The organism is Kribbia dieselivorans NBRC 106261, from assembly GCF_001552435.1.
Classification (GTDB): Bacteria; Actinomycetota; Actinomycetes; order Actinomycetales; family Dermatophilaceae; genus Kribbia; species Kribbia dieselivorans.
The window spans coordinates 1-10912 of sequence record NZ_BCRE01000090.1 but is presented as its reverse complement, the minus strand read 5'-3'; the positions used below and the strand labels follow the sequence as shown (position 1 = coordinate 10912).

12 protein-coding genes are annotated in these 10912 nt (G+C 70.3%); 6 read left to right on the top strand and 6 right to left on the bottom strand.

The annotated features are described in order from the left end of the window. Positions 1 to 63: 63 nt before the first annotated feature. The gene (locus KD1_RS08455; RefSeq protein ID WP_083542297.1) at positions 64 to 855 is read right to left on the bottom strand and encodes an ABC transporter ATP-binding protein; all 792 of its coding nucleotides are present in this window, start codon (positions 853 to 855) and stop codon (positions 64 to 66) included. A gap of 25 nt (positions 856 to 880) precedes the next feature. Then, the gene (locus KD1_RS08450; protein WP_068400405.1) at positions 881 to 2389 is read right to left on the bottom strand and encodes an ABC transporter permease; all 1509 of its coding nucleotides are present in this window, start codon (positions 2387 to 2389) and stop codon (positions 881 to 883) included. A gap of 152 nt (positions 2390 to 2541) precedes the next feature. Between KD1_RS08450 and KD1_RS08445 the strand changes: the two genes are divergently transcribed. From KD1_RS08445 to KD1_RS08435, 3 genes are all read left to right on the top strand, one after another. Beyond that, complete coding sequence (locus tag KD1_RS08445; RefSeq protein ID WP_068400402.1) at positions 2542 to 3738, top strand: sensor histidine kinase; 1197 nt, start codon at positions 2542 to 2544, stop codon at positions 3736 to 3738. Next, on the top strand, positions 3738 to 4418 hold the full coding sequence (locus KD1_RS08440; RefSeq protein ID WP_068400413.1) for a response regulator transcription factor: 681 nt from the start codon (positions 3738 to 3740) through the stop codon (positions 4416 to 4418). The genes KD1_RS08445 and KD1_RS08440 overlap by 1 nt, the downstream gene beginning before the upstream one ends. Before the next feature lie 90 nt (positions 4419 to 4508). After that, on the top strand, positions 4509 to 5183 hold the full coding sequence (locus tag KD1_RS08435; RefSeq protein WP_083542295.1) for a bacterial proteasome activator family protein: 675 nt from the start codon (positions 4509 to 4511) through the stop codon (positions 5181 to 5183). A 24-nt stretch (positions 5184 to 5207) separates the two neighbouring features. Here KD1_RS08435 and KD1_RS08430 read toward each other — a convergent pair whose 3' ends face one another. Genes KD1_RS08430 through KD1_RS08415 form a run of 4 tightly spaced genes read right to left on the bottom strand, consistent with a single transcriptional unit; the run spans position 5208 to position 8394 of the window. After that, on the bottom strand, positions 5208 to 6863 hold the full coding sequence (locus KD1_RS08430; protein WP_068400408.1) for an FAD-binding dehydrogenase: 1656 nt from the start codon (positions 6861 to 6863) through the stop codon (positions 5208 to 5210). An 11-nt stretch (positions 6864 to 6874) separates the two neighbouring features. After that, positions 6875 to 7765: a ferredoxin family protein gene (locus KD1_RS08425; RefSeq protein ID WP_068400400.1), complete on the bottom strand. Its 891-nt coding sequence runs from the start codon at positions 7763 to 7765 to the stop codon at positions 6875 to 6877. A gap of 55 nt (positions 7766 to 7820) precedes the next feature. Then, on the bottom strand, positions 7821 to 8168 hold the full coding sequence (locus KD1_RS08420) for a type II toxin-antitoxin system PemK/MazF family toxin (protein WP_068400397.1): 348 nt from the start codon (positions 8166 to 8168) through the stop codon (positions 7821 to 7823). Further along, on the bottom strand, positions 8155 to 8394 hold the full coding sequence (locus tag KD1_RS08415; RefSeq protein WP_245627330.1) for a ribbon-helix-helix domain-containing protein: 240 nt from the start codon (positions 8392 to 8394) through the stop codon (positions 8155 to 8157). Before KD1_RS08415 ends, KD1_RS08420 begins: the two co-directional genes overlap by 14 nt. Before the next feature lie 168 nt (positions 8395 to 8562). On the opposite strand from KD1_RS08415, the gene KD1_RS08410 reads away from it, so the two are divergent. The 3 genes from KD1_RS08410 to KD1_RS08400 all read left to right on the top strand — a co-directional run bounded on the left by KD1_RS08410 (position 8563) and on the right by KD1_RS08400 (position 10862). Then, positions 8563 to 8826, top strand: a complete 264-nt coding sequence (locus KD1_RS08410) for a GlsB/YeaQ/YmgE family stress response membrane protein (RefSeq protein WP_068400391.1) — start codon at positions 8563 to 8565, stop codon at positions 8824 to 8826. Between the two features lie 226 nt (positions 8827 to 9052). Next, positions 9053 to 10210, top strand: coding sequence for an LLM class flavin-dependent oxidoreductase (locus KD1_RS08405; protein ID WP_068400388.1), 1158 nt, complete (start codon positions 9053 to 9055; stop codon positions 10208 to 10210). Between the two features lie 13 nt (positions 10211 to 10223). Next, entirely contained in the window at positions 10224 to 10862 is a 639-nt protein-coding gene (locus tag KD1_RS08400) for an FMN reductase (protein WP_068400384.1), read from the top strand. The last annotated feature ends 50 nt before the right edge of the window (positions 10863 to 10912 follow it).

Here is a 10912-nt window from a genome sequence, read left to right as displayed (position 1 = left end):
CTTCAGGAGTCCTGAAGCGGCCCGAAACCATCACTCGGCGGGTGCGTGGGTCGGGTGCGCGCGTCACGACGCGTCGACGTGCACCTTCCCGCCGTCCAGACGCAAACGACGATCCGCCCGCGTCGCCACGGCCGAATCATGCGTCACGGCGACGATCGTCAGTCCGTCGGCATTGAGCTGCTGCAGCAGGTCGAGAATCTCATCACGCATGGCCTCGTCGAGGTTGCCCGTCGGCTCGTCGGCCAGGAGCACCTCCGGCGAGGCGACAATCGCCCGCGCGATGGCGACGCGCTGCTGCTGTCCTCCGGAAAGCTCACCCTGCCGATGCCCGGCGCGGTCGGCCAGGCCCACCTTGCGCAACGCCTCGCCCACCCGCTCGCGCCGATCCGCGCGACTCAGGCCACGAGACTCCAGCGCGACGTCGACGTTCTCGTGCGCCGTCAGCGTCGGGATGAGGTTGAACTGCTGGAACACGAATCCGATCCGCGTGCTGCGCACCTTGGTCAGTTGGGCGTCCGAGGCGGAGCTCAGATCCACATCACCGAACCGGATCGTCCCGGCGGTGGGTCGGTCGAGCGCCCCGAGCAACTGCAGGAGCGTCGATTTGCCGCCGCCGGTCGGGCCTTGGATCGTCACGAACTCGCCCGCCTCCAGCGTCAGGTCGACGCCGTCGAGGGGGGTGATGTCGTGCGGTCCGCGGCGGTAGGTGCGGGTCACGCCGGAGAGGTCGTAGAGCGCCTTGGTCCTCGGCGCCGCCGGGAAGATCGTGGTCACGACCGTGTCGGGTGCGGCGACAGGCGGTACAGCCGTGGGAGATACGGACGTCTCGGGCACGGGGGTGGGGGTCGGGGTCATTTCTGCTCCTTGGAATGGTGGGGGATCAACCGATGGTCCGCAGTGCCTCGACCGGGCTCAGCTTGGCGGCGCGCCAGCCACCGAAGGCCCCGGCCAGGACGCCGCCCAGCAGGGCCAGACCGACCGCGGCGGCGACGACCCACCACGTGATCGGGGCCTGCAGCACGATGTCGGCCGCGGCTTGGGCACTCTGACCGAACGAGCCCGGACCGAAGCCGCCGCCCGGCCCACCGGCACCCGGCCCGCCGGCACCCGCTCCGCCGGCACCCGCTCCGCCGGCATCGACCCCGGCCGTCGTGGCAGCCGCATCACCCGTCGAAAGCGTGGGGCCGATGGCGTTGATCACGCCGATGGCGCCGAGCCCGAGCACCAACCCGGCCACCCCGCCGATGAGAGCCTGGACCATCGACTCGCCGGCCACCTGGGAGACGACCCGACCGTTGGACCAGCCGATGGCCTTGAGCGTGCCGAACTCCCGCGTGCGACGCGCCACGCCCGACCCGGTCAGCAGCACCGCGATGAGCAGCGCCACGGCGAGCACCGCCACCGACAGCCAACGCCCCAGGCTCGAGATCAGCGACGACGCGCTCGACAACGCGCCGGAGACCTGCCCGGCCAGGTCGCTCTGCGAACTCACGGTCGCGTCCGGCAGGGCCGTGGTGATCGCGGCTTGCACGGCGTCGATCGTGGACGCCGAATCGGCACTGACGTACACCGTCGAGACGACCTTGCCGGTGTCACCCAGCGAGCGCGCCGTGGTGATCGGCAGGTAGACGTTGGCAGGGGTGTCGGAGTCGTTGCTCGTCGAACCGACCACACCGACGATGGTGACCTTGCTGTCACCGACGGTGACGGTGTCCCCGACCGCGAGGTCCTGCGTCTCGGCGTAGGTGGCGTCCACGACGGCGACCTTCTTGCCACTGTCGGCGGAGCGCAGTGCCCGGCCCTTCGTGACCTCCGTCGCGGTCAGTGGCCCGACACCGCCCTGCGCGGGGTCGACGCCGTAGACGGTGAATGACTCGATGCCGAACTGGCTGCCGCCCGCGGCGCCACCCGAGTCGCTGCCACCGGCCCCCGGCGCGGTGCCCGATCCGGGGGCGCCGAACTGCGACCGATCGGGGATCTGCCCGGTGAACGTCGTGTTCGTCAGGCTGAGCACGCCGGTGGCGGCCGAGACCCCGTCGGTCTTCTCGATCGTGGCGACGGTGTCGGCCGAGAGCGTGCCACGGCGCGGGTCGCTCCTCAGCCGAGACCGCGTCAGGTTCGTCGTGCCGTTCGCACTCGAGCCCTCATCGTCACGGAAGTCGAAGCGCTGCGGGCCACCCTGGCCGGGCTCGGCGGCCGCGCCGGTGATGGTCAGGTCGGTACCGACGCCGTAGACCCCCTCGAGGGCCTGCGCCTGCGCCTGCTTCACCCCCGTCGACAGGGCGGAGACCACGATCACGAGCGCGATCGCGATGGCGAGGCCGCAGGCGACGATCACGGTCTGGCGGGCGCGGCCGAACAGTTCTCGTCTCAGGAAGGTCAGATACATGGGGTCCTCCGGTGGGGGCGTTCTGGTCGCCCTCCAGCCTCATCGGCTCACGGGCTCGGCGCGTCCCCCCATCGCAGGCACTTGGCGTACCGCAGACGGAGTACCCCGACGGGTTGACGCAACGCTCAGGCGATCCGGTCACACTGATGGCCATGACCGCCGCCGAACCGAGCCCACCGGGACATCAGGCGCGCATTCCGTCGTGGGCCGGCGATCTGTTGGCGGTCGTGCTCATCCTCACCTCCTCGCTCGGCCCGATGCCGCCGCGGCAGCCCATGCCGGCATCGGTGCGCCTGCTCATGCTCACCCTCGTGGTGATTCCGGCCGCCTTCGTGCTCGGGCGCCGTCGCATCCCCGTCACCGCCCTGCTGGTGTGCCTGTGGTGCTACGCAGTGGCCGTGTACGCCGGGGTGATGGCCCTCGGGCCGGGGATCGCCGTGACCATCACCGCCTACAACGTCGCCCAGCGGCTCGATCGACGCTCCGGCCTGATTCTCGGCGGCGCGGCGGCGGCGGTCATCGCGCTGCTCAGCCTCGTCAGTGGCCGGTTCGGCGCCTTCGACCCGCGGGTGTTCCAGTTCGCCGCGGCGGTCGCCGTCGCCACCGCGCTCGGCGACAGCGCCCGATCCCGCCAGGAGTACGTCACCGCCGTCACCGAGCGGGCCGAACGGGCCGAACAGACCCGCGAGGCCGAGGCCCAACGCCGCGTCGCCGAGGAACGACTGCGCATCGCCCGGGACCTGCACGACACCGTCGCCCACCAGATCTCGGTCATCAGTCTCAATGCCGGAGTGGCGTCCTCGACGATGGAGGACCGACCCGAGCGTTCCCGGGAGGCCCTGGCCACGATCCGGGCGGCCGCACGCGCGGCGCTCACCGAGATCGGTGACCTCATGCGCTACCTGCGCGCCGAGGAGTCCGTGCCGCACGGCGATCCGAGCGCGCCCCAACCGGGTCTGCACGAGCTCGACACCCTGCTCGATCGGGCCAGCCAAGGTGGGCTGGACGTCACGCTCCAGGTCTCGGGGGATCTCTCGCGCGTCGGTGGGGTGGCCGACACGGTCGCCTACCGCGTCATCCAGGAGGGGCTGGCCAACGCGCACAAGCACGGAACGGAGCATCGTGCCAGCGTCGGGGTCGCGGCCGAGGGGGACGTGGTACGGGTGTCGGTCTCGAACCCGGTGGCCGCGACGGGGGTCAACCACCCCGAGGCTCCACGGCACGGTTTGGGACTGGTGGGGGTGCGTGAGCGAGTCGCGGCGGTGCGCGGCACCGTCACGGCTGGGGTCGTCGGCGACGCGTTCGAGTTGTGCGCCGCGCTCCCGCTTCATCGGGAGGTGACCGGGTGATCACCCGCGTGGTCATCGCCGACGACCAAACGCTGATCCGGCAAGCCGTGCGTGACATCCTCGCCGGTCACGCCGACATCGAGGTCGTGGCGGAGGCTCGTAACGGCGCCGAGGCCATCGCCCAGGCCGAGGCGTTGCGGCCCGACGTGGTCCTCATGGACATCCGCATGCCGGTTCTTGACGGGATCGAGGCCACGACCGCGATCTGCGCCAACCCCGCCCGGACCGACCCGCGGGTGCTGATCCTGACGACGTTCGAGGAGGACGAGTACCTCGTCGGTGCGTTGCGGGCGGGCGCGAGTGGGTTCATCGGCAAGGGGGCCGAGCCGGAGGAGATCGTTCGCGCGGTTCTCGCGGTCCACGCCGGGGATACGCTGCTCTCGCCCGCCGCGACGCGTCGCCTCATCACCCGGTACGTCCTGCCGCGTGCTCCGTCGGCCGGACCGCGCTCCCAACCGCCGCAACTGGAGGCCCTGACCGAGCGCGAGACCGAGGTGCTGCTGCTCGTCGCGCGGGGTCTGTCCAACCAGGAGATCGCCGACGGGCTGGTCATCTCCCCGCACACCGCCAAGACGCACGTCAACCGGATCATGGCGAAGGTCCATGCCCATGATCGGGCGCAGCTCGTCATCCTGGCCTACGAGTCGGGTCTGCTCACGCCCCGCCCCCTCGCCGAGTGATGGTTTCGGGCCGCTTCAGGCGTCCTGAGGCGGCCCGAAACCATCACTCGGCGGGTGTGTGGGTCGGCGAGGTGGGGCAGGATGGAGCCCATGAGCGATGAGACCACTCCCGCGCACGCCTTCCCACCGGTGCCGAGCCCGGAGTCGGACACCGAGGTCGAGCACCCGCTGAACGCCGATCCGACGACGACGCCGGAGGTGCCCGACACCGAGACCCCGGCTGGCGAACGCGTCGTCGTGCTCACCCCGCAGGGCATGGGCGTCGCCTCCACCGACCCGAACGCCGACGGCACGGAGTCGACGAACCCGGCCGACCTCATCGAGCAGCCCGCCAAGGTCATGCGCATCGGCACGATGGTCAAACAACTCCTTGAGGAGGTGCGTTCGGCGCCCTTGGACGAAGCTGGCCGGGCCCGTTTGGCCGGGATCCACGACACGGCCCTGGCCGAGTTGAAGGATGGGCTGGCGCCCGAGCTCGACGCCGAACTCGACCGGCTCTCCAAGCCGTTCCGGGACAGCGCACCGAGCGACGCCGAACTCCGCATCGCCCAGGCCCAGCTCGTCGGCTGGCTCGAGGGACTGTTCCACGGCATCCAGACCGCCCTGGTCGCCCAGCAGATGGCGGCGCAGACCCAACTGCAGCAGATGCGCGCCCTGCCCGGTGGGGCCCCGCGCGCCGGTCACCCCAACCCGGGCGAGCACGTCAACCCGAACCTGCCGCCCAACCCGATGGCCCGGCATGAGGGCACCGGTCAGTACCTCTGACCTGCGCCTCCGACCTGGCCTGTCTCAGCCCACCTGAACGGCAGCGGCCCGCCCGGCCGTGCGTCCGCTGAAGATGCACCCACCCAGGAACGTGCCCTCCAACGCGCGGTACCCGTGCATGCCTCCGCCGCCGAACCCGGCCACCTCGCCCGCGGCGTACAGCCCCGCGATCGATTGCCCATCCTGACCGAGCACCCGCCCCGCCAGATCGGTCTCCAACCCACCGAGGGTCTTGCGCGTCAGCACATGCAGCTGCACCGCGATCAGCGGGCCGTGCGCCGGATCGAGCAGACGATGCGGCGGGTAGGCCCGCTTGGTCAGCCGGTCGCCGCGATAGGTGCGCGCCACGCGCATCGCGGCCACCTGGGCATCCTTCGTGTACACGTTGTCGACCTGCCGGTCGCGGGCCTCGACCTGGCGGCGCACATGGTCGGCGTCGATCGTCGGGCCCTCCGGCACCAGCGTGTTCATCCTGGCGACGAGTTCCTCGACGGTCGTCGCGCTGACGAAGTCCGCCCCGCGGTCGAGGAACGCCTGCACCGGATCGGGCACCTCCGCCCGCGAACGCCGGAGCACGGCGGCTGCGGACTTGCCCGTCAGATCCGGGTTCTGCTCCGAGCCGGAGAGCGCGAACTCCTTGCCGGCCAGCGCCCGATTCGTCACGAACCACGAATGGTCGTGGCCCGTCGCGCGCAGATGAGCCAGCGTGCCGAGGGTGTCGAAGCCGGGGAAGAGCGGCGCGGGGAGGCGAGTGCCGGTCGCGTCGAGCCACATCGATGACGGCCCGGCGAGGATCCGAATCGCGTGATCGGGCCAGATCGGGCTGTGGTTGCGGATGCCCTCGACGTAATGCCACATCCGGTCGGGGTTGATGACGCGCGCGCCAGCCGCCTGCGTGATGCCGAGCATGCGCCCGTCGACGTACGCCGGCACCCCGGTGATCATGTGTCGCGGCGGAGCGCCGAGGCGTGCGGGCCACGCGGACCTCACCAGATCGTGATTGCCCCCGATCCCGCCGGAGGTGACGATGACCGACTGGGCCCGCAGCACGAATTCTCCGGCCGGGTCGCGGTTGCTCGCCTCACCTCGCGGAGTCTCGCTCGGCGCCAGACGCATGCCCCGCACCCCGACGACCGCGCCGGCCTCGGTGAGCAGATCGTCGACCCGGTGGCGGTGGGCGAACGTCACGCGCCCCGCCTCGTGGGCGGCCAGGACGCGCCGGGCGAACGGCTCGACCACCCCGGGCCCGGTGCCCCACGTGATGTGGAACCGCGGGACCGAGTTGCCGTGCCCATCGGCCCGGCCGTCACCGCGCTCCGCCCAGCCGACGACGGGGAACCAGCGCATGCCCTGGGCGTGCAGCCACGCGCGCTTCTCCCCGGCGGCGAAGTCGAGGTACGCGCGGGCCCACTGCTGGGGCCAATAGTCCTCGGCGCGGTCGAAGCCGGCCGTGCCGCTCCAGTCCGACCACGCCAACTCGGGGCTGTCGCGAATACCCATGCGACGCTGCTCCGGCGAATCGACGAGGAAGAGCCCACCGAACGACCAGTGCGCCTGCCCGCCGAGGTTGGCGGCCGATTCCTGGTCGACGAGGATGACGCGGTGCCCCGCGTCGGCGATCTCCGCGGTGGCGACGAGGCCGGCCAGGCCGTGCCCGACCACGATGACGTCAGCGTCCATGGACGTGAACGTCACCGGGTGGTCACCGTCCACACCGGCGCTGCACCAGGGTCGATGGCGGCACACGACTGGAGCACCGGTTCGCCGGGGACGTTGCTGACGTGCCAGTGGGTCGCGCCGTCGGGTGAATCGATGGTCACGTCCCAGGCGGAGACGGGTTCCTCGTCCTGCCCCTCGGCGACGGTCACGGTGACGCCGCCGATGGACTCGAGTGACGTCTCTCCGGTCAGCGTGAGGAGTTCGGCGACGGCGACCTGCGCGGGCTTGTCGAGGCGGGCGTGGCCCCGGTAGTGCTCGGGGCCGAGGCGCCCGAGGAAGTGGCGGCGGGCCTGCTCGATGGCGGAGTCCGGATCGAGCCCGCCGAGGAGGAGTCCGTCGGGGACGAGCATCATCGTGCCGGAGAATCGGTGGCCGCCGAGGTGCGAGCACTCCCACGTCGCGTCCGGGAGCGCGGTGGCAAGGGCGGCCACGATCGGGCGGCCGCGGACGGCGCAACAGACGTCGCGGGTGGCGTGCGTGCAGACAAGGATCATGCGCGGCGCCTCGCCGGCGTCGTCTGGCAGGCCGGTCAGGTGGGTGGCCGCGTCGAGAAGGTCGGTCGGGTCGTGCCAGAGGCCGTGGGTCGCGCGGCCGGTGGCGGTGTCGATGACCCACCAGCAGTGTTGTGCCAACGTGCGGCCCTCGCGGCCGGGTCGCCGGACCAGGAGGACCTGGGCGTCGGCGGCGTCGATACGCGCCTGGAGGTCGGCGGCGATGGTGTTCAGCGGGGCGGACTGGAGGGGTTTGTTCGCCCAGGGGCCGGCGTGCTCGATGAGGAGGAGGAATCGGCCGACCGGCGCGGTGCCGGCCATCGACTCGCCCCGCGCGCGAGCGGCGTCGGAGCAGCGAAAGGACGCGGTCATGGCTCCGACCCTACGCGCGGGGGTGGTGAGCGGCCGGTGCGGGTACGCGGCTCCGTCAAAGGTGGAGGTGGAGGCGCAGGGCGTCGTCGAGCTGCGTCATGAGATGCATGGGGAGGTGCCCGAGGACCGGGCCGAGTCGGTCGACGGAGACCGATCGCACCTGTTCGGCGTGCGCTTTCGAATCGAGTCGCAGCCCCGTTTCGGCCGCCGGGAGCCGGACCTGAAACGGGTAGACGTGAGCGGTATTGCTGGTGACCGGGACAACGGTGACCACACCGCGCCCCAGGCGGGCCGCCACGGCGTTCGCGTTGTCGTTGCTGACGATGATCGCCGGGCGGCGCTTGTTCGCCTCGGTACCCCGCGTGGGTTCGAGATCGACGAGCCGAATCTCACCACGGATCACTGGCTGCCCCATCGTCCGTGGTGGGGGCCCAAGTGGCCTCCTCCCCCTCTGAGACCCACTCCTGCCAGGCCGACTCGTAGGCAGACTGCAGGTCAGGGTCGCCCAACAGCCTGATGGCCTGCTGGATCGCGGCGGATCTGGACTTCAAGCCGGCGGCGTGCGCGAACTTGTCCAGGGCAGCGACATCACTCTCGGACAGACTCACGCTCAACTTCACCTGACTCATACGACCAGAGTACGACCAATGTTGCTACCAGGGTAGTCCTTCGCGGAAGTTGTCGGAACAACACCCAGCAAACTCCCAATTCGCCTCTGCACGACGTAGGTTGTTGTCGCAAAGCGCCTGTCGGGTGCCTCGCTCGACAGTGAATCCCAACGGCACAAGGAGAGCTTCATGCCCGGCGAATTCGGCTTCATCGTCTGGATCATCATCGGCGGCTTGGCGGGGTTCATCGCCTCGCGCATCATGGGCACGTCGAAGAGCCAGTCCTGGCTCATGGACATCATCATCGGCATCATCGGCGGCCTGGTCGGTGGCTGGCTGCTCGGCATCTTCATCGACACGGACGGCTCCGGCCTCATCGTCACCTTCCTGACGGCGCTCGTCGGCGCGGTCATCCTGCTGTGGCTCTGGAAGGCCGTCACCAACCGACGCTGAGTCATGGTGCTGCGGCGAGGGGCGTCCACCGGTTAGGTGGGCGCCCTTCGTGCGTGCGCACCCCTCGCCGACTGGTCAATCCTTGCGACGTAACTCGACGTTAGGTCGCAAGGATTGACCAGTTGGCGCCGGGGTGGGGGATGCGCGGCTGAGGTGACGGGAATAGATCACCGGAGTAACATCGTTGAAGCGTCAACTACTCACCGCAGGCATACCGGAGGCCACCATGCAGTTCGGGATCTTCACCATCGGGGACGTCACCACCGACCCCACGACCGGTCGCACGCCCACCGAGCACGAGCGCATCAAGGCGACGATCGCGATCGCGAAGAAGGCGGAGGAGGTCGGGCTCGACGTCTTCGCGACCGGCCAGCACCACAACCCGCCGTTCATCCCGTCTGCTCCGACGACGACGCTGGCCTACATCGGCGCGCAGACCGAGCGCATCGTGCTCTCGACGTCCACCACGCTGATCACGACCACCGACCCGGTGCGCATCGCCGAGGACTACGCCACCCTGCAGCACCTCGTCGACGGTCGCATGGACCTGATGATGGGCCGCGGCAACACCGGCCCGGTGTACCCGTGGTTCGGCAAGGACATCCGTCAGGGCATCCCGCTGGCCATCGAGAACTACGCCCTGCTGCGCCGCCTCTGGCGCGAGGAGAACGTCACCTGGAGCGGCAAGTTCCGCACGCCACTGCAGGGGTTCACCTCAACGCCGCGCCCGCTCGATGGCATCGCGCCGTTCGTGTGGCACGGGTCGATCCGTTCTCCGGAAATCGCCGAGCAGGCCGCCTACTACGGTGACGGGTTCTTCCACAACAACATCTTCTGGCCCATGCGTCACACCAAGCAGATGGTCCAGCTGTACCGCGAGCGCTGGGAGCACCACGGCCACGGCCCGGCCGACACGGCGATCGTCGGCCTCGGCGGGCAGGTCTTCATGCGCCCCAACAGTCAGGATGCGGTGCGCGAGTTCCGCCCCTACTTCGACGTCGCTCCGGTCTATGGGCACGGGCCGTCGCTCGAGGACTTCACCGCGCAGACCCCGCTGACGGTCGGCTCGCCGCAGCAGGTCATCGAGCGTTACGCCGCGATGTCCAACGACGTGGGCGACTACCAGCGTCAGCTCTTCCTCATCGACCATGCGGGCCTGCCGCTGAACGTCGTGCTCGAGCAGATCGAGCTCCTCGGCAGCGCGGTCGTGCCGGAGTTGCGCCGCGAGGCCGAGTCGCGTCGCCCGGCGCACGTCCCCTCCGACCCGCCCACGCACGCCTCCCAGGTGGCGGCGGCCAAGGCGGCCGGCACCTATGAGGAGCCCACGGTCCACGGCGTCGACGACGTCACCGGCCAGAGCCCCACCGACCAGACCATCGCCTGAAGGGATTGACCACATGACCACCACGGAGCGCCGCACGCGCACCCTTGTCGTCGTCAGCGCCGGTTTGTCGAACCCGTCGTCCACGCGCAAGCTCGCCGACCTGCTCACTGACGCCACCACGGCGGAGCTCCGTGGGCTCGGCTCCGACGTGATCGTCGAGGTCATCGAGTTGCGCGACCTGGCGCAGGAGATGACCTCGCACCTCCTGTCGGGGTTCCCCAGCGAGCACCTGGCCGAGGTGCTGGAGACCGTCACGCACGCCGATGGGCTGATCGCGGTGACACCCGTGTTCAGCGCGTCGTACAGCGGGCTGTTCAAGATGTTTGTCGACCTGATCGACGAGGGCAAGCTCGCGGGCACGCCGACGCTCATCGCGGCCACGGCCGGGTCGGCGCGGCACAGCCTCGTGCTCGACCACGCATTGCGCCCACTGTTCTCGTACCTCAAGGCGATCGTCGTGCCCACCGGGGTCTTCGCGGCGAGTGACGACTGGGGTACGGCCGGCGAATCCGACGACTCGGGCGAGTCTGGCCTCACGGGTCGGGTGCAACGGGCCGGAGCCGAGCTCGCGCAGTTGGTCGCGGCACACACCCCCGCGCAGCGCACGTCCGACTTCGACGTCGTCGACTTCGAGTCACTGCTCCAGGGCTGACGCAGCCCCCACGAACCCCCGCCGAGTGATGGTTTCGGGCCGCTTCAGGA

Bases quoted from the DNA above. Each gene is read 5' to 3' on its own strand.
- KD1_RS08455 (WP_083542297.1), bottom strand. From the start codon at position 855: ATGACCCCGACCCCCACCCCCGTGCCCGAGACGTCCGTATCTCCCACG.
- KD1_RS08400 (WP_068400384.1), top strand. From the start codon at position 10,224: ATGACCACCACGGAGCGCCGCACGCGCACCCTTGTCGTCGTCAGCGCC.
- KD1_RS08425 (WP_068400400.1), bottom strand. From the start codon at position 7,765: ATGACCGCGTCCTTTCGCTGCTCCGACGCCGCTCGCGCGCGGGGCGAG.
- KD1_RS08450 (WP_068400405.1), bottom strand. From the start codon at position 2,389: ATGTATCTGACCTTCCTGAGACGAGAACTGTTCGGCCGCGCCCGCCAG.
- KD1_RS08405 (WP_068400388.1), top strand. From the start codon at position 9,053: ATGCAGTTCGGGATCTTCACCATCGGGGACGTCACCACCGACCCCACG.
- KD1_RS08410 (WP_068400391.1), top strand. From the start codon at position 8,563: ATGCCCGGCGAATTCGGCTTCATCGTCTGGATCATCATCGGCGGCTTG.
- KD1_RS08415 (WP_245627330.1), bottom strand. From the start codon at position 8,394: ATGAGTCAGGTGAAGTTGAGCGTGAGTCTGTCCGAGAGTGATGTCGCT.
- KD1_RS08445 (WP_068400402.1), top strand. From the start codon at position 2,542: ATGACCGCCGCCGAACCGAGCCCACCGGGACATCAGGCGCGCATTCCG.
- KD1_RS08430 (WP_068400408.1), bottom strand. From the start codon at position 6,863: ATGGACGCTGACGTCATCGTGGTCGGGCACGGCCTGGCCGGCCTCGTC.
- KD1_RS08435 (WP_083542295.1), top strand. From the start codon at position 4,509: ATGAGCGATGAGACCACTCCCGCGCACGCCTTCCCACCGGTGCCGAGC.